The organism is Streptomyces sp. NPDC051776 (assembly GCF_040681345.1).
Taxonomy (GTDB): domain Bacteria; phylum Actinomycetota; class Actinomycetes; order Streptomycetales; family Streptomycetaceae; genus Streptomyces.
In genome coordinates, this window is sequence record NZ_JBFAYQ010000034.1 from 36158 (window position 1) to 52385 (window position 16228).

The following is a 16228-nucleotide window of genomic DNA, read 5'->3' on the forward strand; positions in this document are numbered from 1 at the left end:
CACCTCCCGGCGGCCACCCGGACCAGCGCCCTTCTCAGTAGTGCGGCGTGGTGATCGGACCCTCGTCGCTGAGCAGCCCGGCCAGTGCGGAGTCCGCCACGACGTCAGCGAACGGACGGTCCTCGCCGTCCACGCGTACCGTTCCCCCGACCAGGCGGATGCCGTGGCTGTAGTCCGTGTACGTCTTCGCGTGAGCCGTGCTGAGCGGCTGGATCGGAACGCCGTCCTGTCCGTGCCAACCGTAGATCGCCACTGAACTCGGATGGGAGGCCAGGCGATTGGACACCACCACATCCTTCTTCTGCCCGGCCGTGAGGTCGTGCGGAGCGTCCCCGCGCTGCTCCTCGATGCGCTCCTGGTGCTTGGCGATGTAGGCGTTCGAGCCCATGTCCGGTCCGGCCGGGAGCGGATACGGGGTGAGCCGCAGCGCCGCCTGCTGCCAGGCGGCGTCCACGACCTTCGTGGTGGGGATCTGCATGCCCCAGGCATCGGCCAGGCTCTGCGCCGACATGCACATCAGAGGTACGCGGACCCAGTCGTCGTCGGAGCCCACGGCGAGATAGTCGGGCATCACGCGGACGACGACCGTCTGCGCCCCCGCACCGTCCGAGGCGGTGAGCTCGATCTCGATGAAGGAGCGAAGAAACTCCGGGAGGTTGCCGCCTGCCAGCTCGTCGGCGAAGACCTGGTCGCGCTCCTCGTACGACAGGCCATCGGTCGCGGCCAGTACGGCACTTCCGGGCCGTGCGTCCGCAGGGCGGTCGGGAATCCCGTTCGCCGTCGCTCGCCTCACGCCTCCACCGGCGGGGCGCCCCGCGGCCGCTTCCCCCGCGGACGCTCTGGTTCCCGCGAGCCCCATCGCCCCGGCCGCGCACCCCGCCAACGCGATCCGGACGAAGCGGCGACGGCCTGGATTCCTCGGTGTGCTGATCACGGTCGACCTCCGGTGTACTGCGGCTGGTCAGGGCTGCGATACGTGGTGGCGCTCTGCCGGTGGTCGGCCGAGGACGGTGCGGAGCCCTCGTACGACGTGCTGAACTCTCGTACGAAACGGGTCGCGTACGCGTGAGTAACGACTACCTCATGCGGTCTACGAGGATCGCGTCCAGTACCGTGTCGACAGCCTCGGCGGCTTGCTGCGAGCGTGGCTGTGCGTTGCCGCCCCTCAGTCCTCGCCCTCCAGGTCGCCCTCCGCCTCCAGGAACACCTGGCGCAGCGCGTCGAGCACCGCGGGGTCGGGTTTGGCCCACATTCCGCGGGACTCCGCCTCCAGCAGGCGCTCGGCGATGCCGTGCAGCGCCCACGGGTTGGCCCCCTGCAGGAACGCCCGGTTCTCGGGGTCCAGGACGTACGTCTCGGTGAGCTTGTCGTACATCCAGTCGGCGATCACGTTCGTCGTCGCGTCGTATCCGAAGAGGTAGTCCACGGTGGCGGCAAGTTCGAAGGCGCCCTTGTAGCCGTGGCGGCGCATCGCCTCGATCCACCGGGGGTTGACCACGCGGGCGCGGAAGACCCGTGAGGTCTCCTCGACGAGTGTGCGGGTGCGCACCGTCTCGGGGCGGGTGGAGTCCCCGATGTACGCCTCGGGCGCCGAGCCGCGCAGCGCCCGCACGGCCGCGACCATGCCGCCGTGGTACTGGAAGTAGTCGTCGGAATCGGCGATGTCGTGCTCGCGCGTGTCCGTGTTCTTCGCCGCGACGGCGATGCGCCGGTACGCGGTCTCCATGTCCTCGCGCGCCGGGCAGCCGTCCAGCTCCCGCCCGTAGGCGTAGCCGCCCCACACGGTGTAGACCTCCGCGAGGTCGGCGTCGGTGCGCCAGTCCCGGCTGTCGATGAGCTGGAGGAGACCGGCGCCGTACGTGCCCGGCCGGGAGCCGAAGATACGGGTGGTCGCCCGGCGTTCGTCGCCGTGCGCGGCCAGGTCGGCCTGGGTGTGGGCGCGGACGAAGTTGGACTCGGCGGGCTCCTCCAGCGAGGCCGCGAGCCGCACGGCGTCGTCGAGGAGGCCGATGGTGTGGGGGAACGCGTCGCGGAAGAAGCCCGAGATGCGCAGCGTCACATCGATCCGCGGGCGGCCCAGCTCGTCGAGGGGGACCGGTTCGAGTCCGGTCACGCGGCGGGACGCGTCGTCCCACACCGGCCGGATGCCGAGGAGCGCGAGGGCTTCGGCAACGTCGTCGCCGGAGGTGCGCATCGCGCTGGTGCCCCAGAGGGAAAGCCCGACGGACGTGGGCCACTCGCCGTTGTCGCCGCGGTAGCGCTCCAGGAGCGAGTCGGCGAGCGCCTGGCCGGTCTCCCACGCCAGCCGCGAGGGTACGGCCTTGGGGTCGACCGAGTAGAAGTTGCGTCCGGTCGGCAGCACGTTGACCAGGCCGCGCAGCGGCGAGCCGGACGGCCCGGCCGGGACGAATCCGCCGGCCAACGCGTGCACGGCGTGGTCGAGTTCGTCGGTCGTGGCGGCGAGCCGCGGGACGACCTGGCGCGCGGCGAAGTCCAGGATGCGGGCCACGTCCGAGGGGTGCCCGTCCGCAACGCGCTCGACGGCGGCCGGGTCCCAGTCGGCGTCCTCCATCGACTGCACGAGAGCGCGGGCCCGTTCCTCGACCGTGTCCGCGGCGGTACGGGTGGCCGCGGACTCATCCAGGCCCAGGGCCTCCCGGAGTCCGGGCAGGGCCGCCGTGCCGCCCCAGATCTGGCGGGCGCGCAGGATGGCGAGGACGAGGTTGACGCGCGCGGTTCCGGCGGGCGGCTGACCGAGGACGTGGAGGCCGTCGCGGATCTGGGCGTCCTTGACCTCGCACAGCCAGCCGTCGACGTGGAGCAGGAAGTCGTCGAAGCCGTCGTCGTCGGGACGGTCCTCCAGGCCCAGGTCGTGGTCGAGCTTCGCCGCCTGGATCAGCGTCCAGATCTGGCCACGGATCGCGGGCAGCTTCGCGGGGTCCATGGAGGAGATCGCTGCGTACTCGTCGAGGAGCTGCTCCAGGCGCGCGATGTCCCCGTAGGACTCGGCGCGGGCCATGGGCGGTACGAGGTGGTCGACGAGCGTGGCGTGGACGCGGCGCTTGGCCTGCGTGCCCTCGCCCGGGTCGTTGACCAGGAACGGGTAGACGAGCGGGATGTCGCCGAGCGCGGCGTCAGGGGCGCAGGCGGCGGACAGTCCGGCATTCTTGCCCGGCAGCCACTCCAGATTGCCGTGCTTACCGAGATGGATCATGGCGTCGGCGCCGAAGCCGCCGTCCGCCTCCGGGGTCGCGATCCAGCGGTAGGCCGCCAAGTAGTGGTGGGAGGGCGGCAGATCGGGGTCGTGGTAGATGGCGATCGGGTTCTCGCCGAAGCCGCGGGGCGGCTGGATGAGGATGAGCAGATTCCTGCGGCGCAGAGCGGCGAGGACGATGTCGCCCTCGGGGTTGCTGCTGCGGTCGACGAACATCTCGCCGGGCACGGGCCCCCAGTGCTCCTCGACGGCTTCCCGCAGTGCGGCGGGGAGCGTGGCGAACCAGCGCCGGTAGTCGGCGGCCGGGATGCGCACCGGGTTCCGGGCCAGCTGTTCCTCGGTGAGCCAGTCCTGGTCGTGCCCGCCGGCGTCGATGAGCGCGCGGATCAGCTCGTCGCCGTCGCCGGACTCCAGGCCGGGGACGGGCTCGTCGCCGAAGTCGTAGCCCTCGGAGCGCAGTCGGCGCAGCAGTGCGACGGCGCTGGCAGGGGTGTCGAGCCCGACGGCGTTGCCGATGCGGGAGTGCTTGGTCGGGTAGGCGGAGAGGACGAGGGCAAGGCGCTTGCCGGAGGCGGCGATGTGGCGGAGTCGGGCGTGGCGTACGGCGATCCCGGCGACCCGGGCGGCCCGTTCGGGATCCGCGACGTAGGCGGGGAGGCCGTCCTCGTCGATCTCCTTGAAGGAGAACGGGACGGTGATGAGCCGGCCGTCGAACTCGGGCACGGCGACCTGGCTGGCGGCGTCGAGCGGCGAAACCCCTTCGTCGTTGTGCTCCCAGTCGCTGCGTGATCCGGTCAGGCACAGTGCCTGCAGGACGGGCACGTCCAGGCCGCTGAGCGCTCCGGCGTCCCAGCTCTCGTCGTCGCCGCCCGCGGACGCCTCGGCGGGGCTGGTGCCGCCGGCCGCCAGGACGGTGGTGACGACGGCGTCCGCACCGCGCAGCGCCTCGACGAGTTCGGGTTCGGGGGCGCGGAGGGAGGCGACGTACAGGGGTAGCGGCCGCCCGCCGGCGTCCTCGATCGCCGAGCAGAGAGCGTCGACGAAGGCGGTGTTGCCGCTCATGTGGTGGGCGCGGTAGTAGAGGACCGCGACGCACGGGCCATCGGCGTCCGTACGCACGGTGCGCTCCAGCGGACCCCAGGTCGGCGCGGGTGCGGGCGGTTCGAAGCCGTGTCCGGTGAGCAGCACGGTGTCGGAGAGGAACCGGGCGAGCTGTTCGAGATTGGCCGGGCCGCCATGGGCCAGATAGGCGTGAGCCTCCGCTGCGATGCCGACAGGGACGGTGGAGGCCTCCATCAACTGGGCGTCGGGGGCCTGTTCACCGGTGAGGACGACCACCGGGCGGCCCGTGCCGCGCAGTTGGTCCAGGCCTTCCTGCCAGGCGCGTACGCCGCCCAGCAGGCGTACGACCACCAGGTCCACGCCCTCCAGCAGTGCGGGGAGCCCGTCGAGGGCGAGCCGCGCCGGGTTGGCGTAGCGGTAGGACACGGGCCCGTTCGCCGCGCGGGCGCTGAGCAGATCGGTGTCGGACGTCGACAGGAGCAGGATCATGCGGCGTCTGGCCTTCCTCGGGGTGTCCGCGCCCCGGGCGGTGTCGGTCGGCGGGAGTTCCTGGCTCATCCGGCTGTCGCCGAATTCACAGTGGCGGGACCGCGCCGGATTCGCACCGGGCTTCCTCCCCTGTCGCCGTCGATCGGCGATGGCGGGCCGGTCGGCCCGCCGGGATCATAGTAAGGGCGGCCGGTGGATGCGGGGCATACGGCCGAGGGGGCGATGGGTATGCTCGCCGCCATGCCCTCCCCCTCCGCACCGCTCCCACCTGCGCGGAACCGTGACGACGCGTGCCCCGGTGCGCTCCGTCTCCACTCCGCGGACGACGGGGCGCTGGCGCGCGTGCGCGTGCCGGCGGGGGTGCTGAACACGGGCCAGGCACGGGCGCTCGCCGGAGCCGCCGAACGGCTCGGCGACGGATCGCTGCATCTGACCTCGCGCGGCAATGTGCAGCTGCGCGGGCTCGGCGAGGGCTGCGGTGGCGAACTCGCCGAACGCCTTCGCGCCGCGGAGCTCCTGCCCTCGCCCCGGCACGAGCGGGTGCGCAACTTCGTGGCCTCGCCGCTGTCGGGCATCGACGGATCGGGCCGGCCCGAAGTGCAGCCCTGGGCCCGCTCCCTGGACGCCCTGGTGTGCGGGAGCGAAGCCGCCGCCGACCTCTCCGGGCGGTTCCTGTTCGCCCTCGACGACGGGCGCGGTGATGTCGCCGGACTCGACGCCGATGTGACGATCGTCGCAGAAACCGGCTCACCGTACGCGGCGGTGCACCTGGGAGGCTCCTGGGCAGTCCGCGTACCGGCCGAGGAGGCGCCGCGGGCCGCACTCGCCGCCGCCGAGACCTTCCTCGCCACGGGGCGGGAGAGCGGCACTCGAGCCTGGCGGATACGCGAACTGCCCGACGGCGGTGAGGCGTTGACGCGCGAGGTGGTGGGACGCCTCGTGGGGGAAGGCATGGCGGCCGCTCCGGCCGATGCCGTCCTGCCCCGGGGCTCCGGACCTGCGCCGGGCCCGGTCGAAGGACCGGGCGGCAGCCGTGCGTTGTCGGTCCTGGCACCGCTCGGCCGGCTCACTGTCGCGCAGTGGCGGCTGCTCACGCGAATCGCCCACCGGGACGGGCGCGGTGAACTGCGCCTCACGCCCTGGCGCGGAGTGGTCGTTCCCGGACTCTCCGGTGAGCGCGCCGTCCGCTGCCTCGACGACCTCCGCGCCGCCGGTCTGGTCACCGACTCAGGGTCGCCCTGGCTCGGGGTCGGGGCGTGCACCGGACGACCCGGGTGCGCCAAGTCCCTGGCGGACGTACGGGCCGACGCCTGTCTGTCCCTGACGCCGCCCGTACCCGGCGGGCTCCCCGTGTACTGGTCCGGCTGCGAACGCCGCTGCGGTCACCCCCGCGGGGACTGGGTGGATGTGCTGGCCACCCGCGACGGCTACGACATCCGCGCCGGCGGCGTACGGAAACACGCGGCACTCACCGGACCCACCGACCTCGCCGCCGCGATCGCTGCGGCGAGGACCACACCACCGACGCAGTGACGAGAGAGAGCACCGTGTTCGACTACGAGAAGGACGGCGCGGCGATCTACCGCCAGTCCTTTGCCACCATCCGCGCGGAGGCGGACCTCGCGGGTCTGCCCGCCGAGGTGAGCCAGGTCGCCGTCAGGATGATCCACGCCTGCGGCATGGTCGATCTGGTCCGCGACCTCCGCTTCACCCCCGACGCGGTGCTCGCCGCGCGGAAGGCCCTGCGGGCGGGCGCACCCATCCTGTGCGATGTGGCCATGGTCGCCAGCGGCGTCACCCGCAAGCGGCTGCCTGCGGACAACGACGTGGTGTGCACCCTCTCCGACCCCGCGGTGCCCGGACTCGCGCAGGAGCTCGGCACCACACGCACCGCCGCCGCACTGGAGTTGTGGCGTGAGCGCATGGAGGGCGCGGTCGTGGCCGTCGGCAATGCCCCGACCGCACTCTTCCGGCTGCTGGAGATGATCGAGGAGGGCGCCCCCCGCCCCGCCGCCGTCATCGGCGTGCCGGTGGGATTCGTCGGCGCGGTCGAGTCCAAGGACGCGCTCGCCGCGCACCCTTCGCGCCTGGAGCACCTGGTGGTGCGCGGCCGCCGCGGGGGCAGCGCCCTCGCGGCGGCCGCGCTCAACGCGATCGCGAGTGAGGACGAGTGAGCGAGCAGCAGACCGGCCGGCTCTACGGAGTCGGGCTCGGCCCCGGGGACCCGTCGCTGATGACCGTACGGGCCGTGGAGACCATCGCCGGGGCCGACGTCATCGCCTACCACAGTGCCCGGCACGGGCGGTCCATCGCCCGTTCCATCGCCGCCCGGCACATCCGCGAGGACCACATCGAGGAAGCGCTGGTCTACCCCGTCACCACGGAGACCACCGACCATCCCGGCGGCTACCGGGGCGCGTTGGACGAGTTCTACGCGGAGGCCGCCGCCCGCCTGGCCGCGCACCTCGACGCGGGCCGCACGGTCGCCGTGCTCGCGGAGGGCGACCCGCTCTTCTACGGCTCGTACATGCACATGCACAAGCGTCTCGCCGACCGCTACCCGACCGAGGTGATTCCCGGTGTCACCTCGGTGAGCGCAGCCGCGGCCCGGCTCGGAACCCCGCTCGCCGAGGGCGAGGAGGTCCTCACCATCCTTCCCGGCACTCTGCCCGAGGAGGAACTGACGGCGCGTCTGGCCTCGACGGACGCGGCCGTGGTCATGAAACTGGGCCGGACCTTCCCGCGCGTACGGCGGGCGTTCGAGCGCGCCGGGCGCCTGGCGGAGGCTCACTACGTCGAACGGGCCACCATGGCCGGGGAGCGAACCGGTCGACTGGCCGGCACCGACCCGGAGTCGGTGCCGTACTTCTCGGTCGCGGTGCTGCCCAGCCGTAACGGCGCACCAGTCGGGACGCAGGGAGCCGACACCGCCACCGACACCGCCACGGAAACCGCCACCGAAACCGCCACCGAAACCGCTGCCCGTACCGGGGAGGTCGTGGTCGTGGGCACCGGGCCCGCCGGCCCGCTCTGGCTCACGCCCGAGACGCGGGGAGCCCTGGCCTCCGTGGACGACCTGGTCGGCTACACCACCTACCTTCAGCGGGTGCCCGTACGTCCCGGCCAGCGCCGGCACGGCTCGGACAACAAGGTGGAGTCCGAGCGGGCCGAGTTCGCACTCGATCTCGCCCGGCGCGGGCGCCGGGTGGCCGTGGTCTCCGGCGGCGATCCGGGGGTGTTCGCGATGGCCACCGCCGTCCTCGAGGCGGCCGCGCATGAGGAGTACCAAGGCGTCCCGGTCCGGGTGCTTCCCGGAGTGACGGCCGCCAACGCGGCCGCCGCAAAGGCCGGTGCCCCGCTCGGTCACGACTACGCGGCGCTGTCCCTCTCCGACCGCCTCAAGCCGTGGGAGGTCATCGCCGGGCGCCTGCACGCCGCGGCGGCTGCCGATCTCGTGCTCGCCCTGTACAACCCCGGTTCCCGCAGCCGCACCTGGCAGGTCGACAAGGCCAGGGAACTGCTCCTGGAGCATCGCGCCCCGGACACCCCGGTCGTTCTCGCCCGGGACGTCGGCGGTCCGGAGGAGAGCGTACGGATCGTGCGCCTGGCCGATCTCGACCCGTCCGCGGTCGACATGCGCTCCATCATCCTCGTGGGTTCCTCGCAGACCCGGGTGGTGCGGCGCGGTGACGGGCAGGAAGTCGTCTGGACTCCGCGCCGCTATCCGGAGTCCTGACCCCTGTCCGCCTCCACAGCGCGGGGGAGGGCGTCGAGCCAGGCCAGGGCCCCGAGCGGAGTTGCCGCCACCGGTACGCCCCCGGGCACCGGAGGCCGCCGAACCACCACGACCGGAATGCCCGCCTCGCGGGCCGCGGACAGCTTGGGCGCGGTGGCCTCGCCGCCGCTGTCCTTGGTGACGAGAACGTCGATGCGGTGGCGGCGCAGCAGCTCGTGCTCGCCGTCGAGCGTGAACGGCCCGCGGTCCAGCAGGACTTCCATGGCGGCGGGGTACGGGGCCTCCGGCGCGTCCACGGACCGTACGAGGAACCACAGCCCGTCCAGATCCGCGAAGGCGGCGAGCCCCATGCGCCCGGTGGTGAGGAACACCCGCCGCCCCAGGGACGGCAGGAGCGCGGCCGCCTCGCTCAGCGAACCGGTCGCGTGCCAGCTGTCACCGTCACCTGGAACCCAGCCGGGACGGCGAAGGGCGAGCAGGGGAACATGGGCCTCCGCGGCCGCGACGGCGGCGTGGAAACTGATCGTGCCGGCGAAGGGATGTGTGGCGTCGATGAGCGCGTCGACCCTGTGCTCGCGCAGCCACCGCGCGAGTCCCTCCGCGCCGCCGAAACCGCCGATGCGCACCTGGCCGGGCGGCAGCGCGGGCTTGGCCACCCGTCCGGCGAGCGAGGTGGTCACGCGCAGGTCCGGCTGCGGGCGGGCCGCGACGCGGCCGTCGAGCGCCTCCGCGAGACGGCGGGCCTCCGTCGTGCCGCCGAGGATCAGCACATGGCGTATCGCGTGCATGGGAGCCTTTCATGGCTGAGTCGGGCAGGGGCGGACGGAGGGCCGCGGGCGGGCGCAGCGCTCAACTCAAGCACACCGGGCTGCGCCCCGGGTGGACGACCGGGGCGTGCGCGACCGCGGCCGCCACCGCCGCATACACCGCCCTGCTCACCGGTGACTTCCCGGACCCGGTGACGATCAGCCTCCCCAGGGGACAGACCCCGGCATTCGCGCTGGCCGCCGAGGAGTTGGGCGACGGACATGCCATGGCGGCGGTGGTGAAGGACGCCGGCGACGACCCTGACGTCACCCACGGTGCCCTCGTCCGCGCTGCCGTCCGGCCGCTGCCCGCCGGGTCGGGCGTGGTGTTCCGGGCGGGACCGGGTGTGGGGACCGTCACCCGCCCCGGCCTGCCCCTAGACGTGGGTGAGCCCGCGGTCAATCCGGTGCCGCGGCGGATGATCCGCGAGCACCTGGCGCGGGTCGCGGAACGGCACAGGGTCAGCGGCGACGTCGAGATCACCCTCTCCGTCGACGACGGAGAGGAAATCGCCCGCTCCACCTGGAACCCCCGGCTGGGCATCCTCGGCGGCCTCTCCATCCTCGGGACGACCGGCATCGTCGTGCCCTATTCCTGCTCGGCCTGGATCGACTCGATCCGCCGCGGTGTGGACGTGGCGCGGGCGGCGGGACGTACGCACCTGGCCGGATGCACCGGATCCACCTCCGAGAAGACGGTGGTGGCCGTGTACGACCTGCCCGAGGACGCCCTGCTCGACATGGGCGACTTCGCCGGGGCGGTGCTGAAGTACGTGCGCCGTCACCCCGTCGAACGCCTCACCGTCTGCGGTGGCTTCGCCAAGCTGTCCAAGCTGGCGGCCGGCCATCTGGACCTGCACTCGGCCCGCTCCCAGGTCGACAAGGCCTTCCTCGCGGAGCTCGCCCGGCACGGCGGCGCCGACGAAGCTCTCGCCGCGGAGGTCGCGGCCGCCAACACCGGCCTCGCCGCGCTCCAGTTGTGCAGGGCGCGGGGCGTGCCCCTGGGCGACCTCGTCGCCGTGACCGCCCGCGACCGGGCCCTGGAGGTGCTGCGCGGGGAGCCCGTGGCGGTCGACGTCATCTGCATCGACCGTGCGGGCACGATCGTGGGCCGGTGCGCCCCCGCATAGCGGCCGAGCAACCGCGCCCGGGTGTGCCGTTGTCGTCCGGGCGATCGGGTGGGGATGGTTGACGGGCCGTCACGCCCGGCGTTGACGTCCCGCCCACCGCCCGGACACTGCTCACGAGTCGGACGCTGTCCAGGCCCGGGCACTGCTCACGAGTCGGACGTTGCTCACGACCCGGACACTGCCAGGCACTAGGAACAGGGGAAGACCACAATTCGGACACTGCCCGGCACCTCGACCGCCTGCCCGAAGTCGTTTCGTCCGCTGCCCGAAGCCGTTTCGCCCCCCTTCGATCTCGAACGCCGTGACCCCACAGGAGCGTCGGGACGGGGAGCGGCCTCGGCGTGGATCCAACCGTGCGGCACCGCGCTAGTGCCGGTCGCGTTCCGAGGAGTACAGGTGGCTGTCGCGGAACTGCTCCGCGCCCAGCGTGCGGCCCACCATGATGACGGCGGTCCGCACGATGCCCGCCTCCTTCACCTGGCCCGCGATGCCGTCGAGCGTTCCCCGCAGCACCAGTTCGCCGGGACGGCTGGCCATGGCCACCACCGCGGCCGGACAGTCCGCGCCGTAGTGCGGCAGCAGCTCGTCCACCACCCGGTCCACGTACCTGGCGGCGAGGTGGAGCACGAGCAGGGCCCCGCTGCGCCCGAGCGTGCCGAGATCCTCGCCCTCGGGCATGGGCGTGGCCTGCTGGGCGACACGCGTGAGGATGACGGTCTGGCCGACCGTCGGCACGGTCAACTCCCGCTTCAGGGCGGCCGCGGCTGCGGCGAAGGCCGGTACGCCCGGCACGACCTCGTACGGGATGGCGGCCGCGTCCAGACGCCGCATCTGCTCGGCGACCGCGCTGAAGACCGAAGGGTCGCCCGAGTGCAGCCGGGCCACGTCGTGCCCCTCTTCGTGGGCGCGTACCACTTCCGCGGTGATCTCGTCGAGGGTGAGGTTCGCCGTGTCCACCAGCCGGGCGCCCTTCGGGCACTCGTCCAGCAGTTCGCGCGGTACCAGACTCCCCGCGTACAGGCAGACCCGGCAGGAGGCGAGCGTACGGGCACCGCGTACCGTGATCAGGTCGGCGGCACCGGGCCCCGCGCCGATGAAGTACACGGTCATCTCTCGTCTCCCGTCGGGATGTTGGCGGCAGTGGCGATCCTGTCGGAATGGGGGGTGATGCCGGTGGTCTCCTTGCGGACGGACCACTGGGTCACCGGCATGGCCTGACGCCATCCGGTGAAACCGCCCACGGGGGCGGCGTGCGCGGCCGACAGCCGCACCAGGTCGCCCCCGTGGCGGCGGTGCCACCCGGCGAGCACGGCCTCGGACTCCAGGGTGACCGTGTTGGCGACGAGCCGGCCGCCCGGTGGCAGCACGTCCCAGCACGCCTCGAGCAGGCCGTGAGAGGTCAGCCCTCCGCCGACGAACACGGCGTCGGGAGCGGGCAGTCCGGCCAGCGCCCCGGGCGCGGCTCCGGTGACCACACGCAGTCCCGGTACGCCCAGAGCATCTGCATTGCGGGCGATGCGCTCCGCGCGTGCCGGGTCGCGCTCGACGCTGATCGCGGCGCACGAGCGGTGCGCGCGCATCCACTCGATGGCGATGGAGCCCGAGCCGCCGCCGATGTCCCAGAGGAGTTCACCGGGAGAGGGCGCGAGGGCGCCGAGCGTCGCGGCGCGGACATGTCGCTTGGTGAGCTGGCCGTCATGGTCGTACGCCTCGTCGGGCAGACCCGGAACGCAGCCCAGGCGCACGGCGTCCGGGGTGATGCGGCAGTCGACGGCGACGATGTTGAGCGCGTCGCCGGGAGGTTCGTCCCACGTGTCGGCGATGCCTTCGGTGCACCGCTCCTTCTCGCTGCCGAGCTGCTCCAGTACGTGCATCCGGCTCGGGCCGAACCCGCCCTGCCGCAGCAGGCCGGCGACCTCGGCCGGGGTAGTGGATCCGGCGCTGAGAACGAGAACCCGGCGGCGGTCGTGCAGCGCCGCCACCAGGTTCGCGACGGGACGCCCGACGAGGGTCACAGTCTCGGTGTCCTCCAGCGGCCAGCCCAGGCGCGCGCAGGCGTACGCCACGGAGGACGGATGCGGCAGCACCCGGAGCGCCCCGGCGCCCAGCACGTCGGTGAGGGCACGCCCGATGCCGTAGAACATCGGGTCCCCGCTGGCCAGGACGCACACCCGGCGCCCGGCGTGTGCGGCGAGCAGCCCGGGGACGGCGGGCCGCAGGGGCGACGGCCAGGCCACGCGCTCGCCGGTGCACTCCTCGGGGAGAAGACCGAGCTGGCGCGCCCCGCCGATGAGTGTCTCCGCCTTCCGCAGCGCATCCTGCGACGGCGCGGGGAGCCCGTTCCATCCATCGGCGCCGATGCCGACGACGGTCACGGCGGGTCGGTGTGCGGGGCTCAAGCGGGATTCCTCGGGGACGGGATGGATGTACGGGTGGCGGAGGCCGGTTCGGAAGGGAACTCTACTGGCCACGCGACCTGCGACTCCTCCCCGGGACCCCGTCCCCCTGCCCGGCTGGTTGCGCCGAGTGCCGCCCCCGCCGAGGTTTGCCCGACGGCGAGGTGTCCTGGTGCGGTCGGACGCAAGGCGCCGGATCGGTCTCGTGGGGGGCATCTGCTCGGCTGGTCCGACGACGCAGCGGTCGGTTGTGCCAGGGCGGCGAGTGGGGCAGACCCTGCCGGGGGAGGCACTGGGTTGCAACGACGGGTCCGGACAAGGGGAGTGGAGCATGGCGTCACCGGTGGTGCTGGGAATCACGGCGGTTGCCGCCCCGCCCGTTCACGGTGTGGGCGGCCTCGTCGAGGTCGGCAGGGTGGCCGCCTGCGCCCGCTTGTGCCCGCCGGCCCGGGAGCGCCGCCGGGCCACCGGATCCGTTCCGGTGGTCGTGGCATGAGCCCGCAGGCCGAACTGGTCGGCGGCGAGCGGCTGCTGGCGTACGGCGAAGGGTTGCGCCAGGTGTACGCGGACGCCTTCGCCCAGCCGCCCTGGGGTGCGGATGAAGCGATGGCCGAGGCGTATATGGAGCGCCTGGCCGTCGATGTGACGCGGCCGGGGTTCGTCGCGGCGCTCGCGCGGGACGGCGCCCGGGTGCTGGGCTTCGCCACCGCTTGGACCACCCCGGATCCCTTCCCTGCCGACCGCGGCTATCCGCTCGCCGCCGCCGCGCTCGGGCCGGAACGCACCGGCTCCTGGCTGTGCGGCGCCCGCGAGGTCGACGAACTCGCCGTGCGCACCCGGGCACGCGGCCTGGGCCTCGGCGCCGGTCTCCTGCGACTGGTGACCGACGCGGCCGAGGACGGCCGGTGCTGGCTGCTCACCTCCGTACGAGCCCGCAGCACCGTCCGCTTCTACCGGCGGATGGGCTGGCGGCAGGTCGATCGCCCCGCGCCGGAGAGCGGGGACGTCACCGTCTTCCTCGGCCCCCGCCACCCCGCCGTCCTCACGTTCTGAACGGCAACGCACGACGCGTACTGCTTGCGGTACGCACCGGAACCCTCCGGTGCGTACCCGGCACCGGTCCTCCTGCTCGCCCGGCCCGAACGTCATGGTTACATTAGTTGCGCAATATTGAAAGTGTCCAGGGCGCCGGTGATGCGGAGCGTGAGGGGTGACGGATGTTCGCTGACGTGGGCCCGCTGGGGCTGGTCGCCATGGCCGTCCTCGGCTTCCTGCTGTTCGGTCCGGAGAGGCTGCCCGAGGCCGTACGGAAGGTGTTGGGATTTCTGCGCGCGGTACGGGAGTACTCGGATGGCGCCAAGGAGCGGATACGTGCAGAACTGGGGCCGGAATTCGAGGACTTCGAGTTCGAGGATCTCAACCCGGGGGCGTTCGTGCGCAAACAGCTCCGGAGCGGGGGTGGCCGCCCCGGGCTCGACGAGATTCGGCGCGCCCTCGATCCGACGGCGGAGATGGCGGAGATCGCCGACGCCGTACGGGACGTGGCCGACGGCCGGTCCGCGACAGCGGCCGCGGCGCCGCCTCCGGCCGCGGCGCCCCGCCCGGCCCCGGCCGGGAGCGAACCCGCCGAGGGCCCCGCGCGTCCGCCGTTCGACCCCGACGCCACCTGACCCGGCGCGGACATCAGTGGACCGTCGGGCCCTCGCCGGACCGGTGCCGCGGTGCCTCGCCCGGCGCCGCTGTGACGGCATGGGGAACGGGCTGCCCGGGTGCGTCACGGGGTGTGGACGCGGGGGGCCCGGGCGCCGGCGGGGTGTCGTCCTTCATCGCCGTGGCCTCGCTCTTGAGGATCCGCAGGGACTTGCCCAAGGCGCGCGCGGTGTCCGGCAGTCTCTTGGAGCCGAACAGCGCGATGACGACGACCACCACGATCAGCAGGTGCCAGGGTTCGAGTGCGTTGCGGAACATCCGTCCCTCCCTCTCGTAATAATTGCTATATTGCGCAACTGTACAACCAATGGACGCCATCGCTCGTCCCACCTGATATGAGCCGCAGTTCCACGCGCACACGGAGGCGCACGACGCCGATCAGCCGCCGGGCGACCCCGCGCCACCGCAGAACACCGCCGAGGTCGCACCGTCGTCCAGGGCGCGGAACCCGCCGCGGCGCCGGAGGCACGCGGCGCAGGCGCGGACGCGCACGTCGCCGTACGAGGACGGCCCTGGCCGTCACGGCGGTCGTGCTCGCCCTCGTCATGGCCGGCGCCGGGTGGGTGTACCTCAAACTGGACCGCAACATCGGCACGTTCGGCGCGGACGGCATCGCGCGCGACCGCCCCGGGCGGGGCTCGTCCAAGGGCCAGAACATCCTCGTCCTCGGCTCCGACGCCCGCACCTCCGGCAATACCGCGCTGGGCGGCGGCAGCAAGGACGACACGGGCCGTTCCGACACCGCCTTCCTGCTCCACATCTACGCCGACCGCCGGCACGCCGTCGCCGTGTCCATCCCCCGCGACACCCTGGTCGACATCCCGCCCTGCAGGCTCCCGGACGGAAGCTGGACCAGGACACGCAGGAACACGATGTTCAACGAGGCGTATTCGGTGGGGCAGACACCCGAGGGCAATCCCGCCTGCACGCAGAACACGGTGGAGAAGCTGACCGGGCTGCGCGTCGACCACACGATCGTCGTCGACTTCAAGGGCTTTTCCCGGCTGACCGATGTGGTGGGCGGCGTGCCCGTGTGCCTGCCCCAGGACGTCTACCAGAAGGACCTCGACCCGGGCCGCGCCACCCGCGGCAAGAGGTTGCTGCGCAAGGGCAGGCAGACCGTCGCGGGCCGCAAGGCGCTGGACTACGTACGCATCAGGCACGGCATCGGCGACGGCTCCGACATCGGCCGCATCAAGCGGCAACAGGCATTCGTGGCAAGTCTGATCACCAAGGTGAAGAGCAACGGGCTGACCCCCGCCCAACTGCTGCCGCTCGCGGACGCCGCGACGAAGTCCGTGACCGTCGACCCGGGACTCGGGACCGCCCGCAGGCTGATCTCGTTCGCCATGACGCTGAAGGACATCGACCTGCCCGACATCAGGTTCGTCACGGTCCCCTGGCGGTACGAGGGTCAGCGTGTCGGACTGATCCAGCCGGACGCCGACACCCTGTGGCGCGCCATCAAGGACGACCGCACGATCGACGGCAAGGACGCGGGCGGCGAGGGAGCGGGCAGCAAGGACGCGGGCGGCGAGGGCGGACGCAGGCGGAAGGGAACGCAGTCCCCTTCAGGAGGGACGGGCGATGCGTCGGAGACCCCCGTTCCGCCGAGCGTGAAGGACGGGTCCCGGTCCGCCGACGACGACCTGTGCTCCGGCCTCTCCTACGGGTGACGTCCGCGT

14 protein-coding genes and 1 riboswitch are annotated in these 16228 nt (G+C 72.8%); of the genes, 8 read left to right on the forward strand and 6 right to left on the reverse strand.

From position 1 onward, the window contains the following. Window positions 1-34: 34 nt before the first annotated feature. Complete coding sequence (locus tag AB0M26_RS23420; protein WP_365263768.1) at window positions 35-793, reverse strand: hypothetical protein; 759 nt, start codon at window positions 791-793, stop codon at window positions 35-37. Window positions 794-1165: 372 nt separating this feature from the next. Further along, the gene (cobN, locus tag AB0M26_RS23425; RefSeq protein ID WP_365263807.1) at window positions 1166-4765 is read right to left on the reverse strand and encodes a cobaltochelatase subunit CobN; all 3600 of its coding nucleotides are present in this window, start codon (window positions 4763-4765) and stop codon (window positions 1166-1168) included. Window positions 4766-4819: 54 nt separating this feature from the next. Further along, a riboswitch (cobalamin riboswitch) is annotated at window positions 4820-4892 on the reverse strand. A gap of 101 nt (window positions 4893-4993) precedes the next feature. Here cobN and cobG point away from each other — a divergent pair. Genes cobG through AB0M26_RS23440 form a run of 3 tightly spaced genes read left to right on the forward strand, consistent with a single transcriptional unit; the run spans window position 4994 to window position 8501 of the window. After that, window positions 4994-6298, forward strand: coding sequence for a precorrin-3B synthase (gene cobG, locus AB0M26_RS23430; protein ID WP_365263808.1), 1305 nt, complete (start codon window positions 4994-4996; stop codon window positions 6296-6298). Between the two features lie 14 nt (window positions 6299-6312). Next, the gene (locus AB0M26_RS23435) at window positions 6313-6939 is read left to right on the forward strand and encodes a precorrin-8X methylmutase (protein ID WP_365263809.1); all 627 of its coding nucleotides are present in this window, start codon (window positions 6313-6315) and stop codon (window positions 6937-6939) included. Further along, window positions 6936-8501 carry a precorrin-2 C(20)-methyltransferase gene (locus tag AB0M26_RS23440; RefSeq protein ID WP_365263769.1) on the forward strand — a complete coding sequence of 522 codons (1566 nt, stop codon included), beginning with the start codon at window positions 6936-6938 and terminating at the stop codon, window positions 8499-8501. The genes AB0M26_RS23435 and AB0M26_RS23440 overlap by 4 nt, the downstream gene beginning before the upstream one ends. On the opposite strand, the gene AB0M26_RS23445 is transcribed toward AB0M26_RS23440, so the two are convergent. Next, window positions 8486-9289 (reverse strand): cobalt-precorrin-6A reductase, encoded by an 804-nt coding sequence (locus AB0M26_RS23445; RefSeq protein ID WP_365263770.1) that lies wholly within the window; start codon window positions 9287-9289, stop codon window positions 8486-8488. The two genes, AB0M26_RS23440 and AB0M26_RS23445, sit on opposite strands and share 16 nt — an antisense overlap. Before the next feature lie 11 nt (window positions 9290-9300). On the opposite strand from AB0M26_RS23445, the gene AB0M26_RS23450 reads away from it, so the two are divergent. Beyond that, complete coding sequence (locus AB0M26_RS23450) at window positions 9301-10437, forward strand: cobalt-precorrin-5B (C(1))-methyltransferase (protein WP_365263771.1); 1137 nt, start codon at window positions 9301-9303, stop codon at window positions 10435-10437. 366 nt (window positions 10438-10803) lie between these two features. Here AB0M26_RS23450 and cobM read toward each other — a convergent pair whose 3' ends face one another. Both cobM and cbiE read right to left on the reverse strand, forming a co-directional pair. After that, complete coding sequence (gene cobM, locus AB0M26_RS23455; RefSeq protein WP_365263772.1) at window positions 10804-11547, reverse strand: precorrin-4 C(11)-methyltransferase; 744 nt, start codon at window positions 11545-11547, stop codon at window positions 10804-10806. Further along, on the reverse strand, window positions 11544-12836 hold the full coding sequence (cbiE, locus tag AB0M26_RS23460; protein ID WP_365263773.1) for a precorrin-6y C5,15-methyltransferase (decarboxylating) subunit CbiE: 1293 nt from the start codon (window positions 12834-12836) through the stop codon (window positions 11544-11546). Before cbiE ends, cobM begins: the two co-directional genes overlap by 4 nt. A 328-nt stretch (window positions 12837-13164) precedes the next feature. On the opposite strand from cbiE, the gene AB0M26_RS23465 reads away from it, so the two are divergent. The 3 genes from AB0M26_RS23465 to AB0M26_RS23475 all read left to right on the forward strand — a co-directional run bounded on the left by AB0M26_RS23465 (window position 13165) and on the right by AB0M26_RS23475 (window position 14503). Next, window positions 13165-13329 carry a hypothetical protein gene (locus AB0M26_RS23465; RefSeq protein WP_365263774.1) on the forward strand — a complete coding sequence of 55 codons (165 nt, stop codon included), beginning with the start codon at window positions 13165-13167 and terminating at the stop codon, window positions 13327-13329. Further along, window positions 13326-13886: a GNAT family N-acetyltransferase gene (locus AB0M26_RS23470; RefSeq protein WP_365263775.1), complete on the forward strand. Its 561-nt coding sequence runs from the start codon at window positions 13326-13328 to the stop codon at window positions 13884-13886. Before AB0M26_RS23465 ends, AB0M26_RS23470 begins: the two co-directional genes overlap by 4 nt. 164 nt (window positions 13887-14050) lie before the next feature. Further along, a complete protein-coding gene (locus AB0M26_RS23475) occupies window positions 14051-14503 on the forward strand; it encodes a Sec-independent protein translocase subunit TatB (RefSeq protein ID WP_365263776.1) in 453 nt (150 codons plus the stop codon). Window positions 14504-14516: 13 nt separating this feature from the next. Here the strand turns inward: AB0M26_RS23475 and tatA are convergent, their stop codons facing one another. Further along, a complete protein-coding gene (gene tatA, locus AB0M26_RS23480; protein WP_365263777.1) occupies window positions 14517-14801 on the reverse strand; it encodes a Sec-independent protein translocase subunit TatA in 285 nt (94 codons plus the stop codon). A gap of 287 nt (window positions 14802-15088) precedes the next feature. Here tatA and AB0M26_RS23485 point away from each other — a divergent pair, with 287 nt between their 5' ends. After that, window positions 15089-16219, forward strand: coding sequence for an LCP family protein (locus AB0M26_RS23485; RefSeq protein ID WP_365263810.1), 1131 nt, complete (start codon window positions 15089-15091; stop codon window positions 16217-16219). Window positions 16220-16228 lie beyond the last annotated feature (9 nt).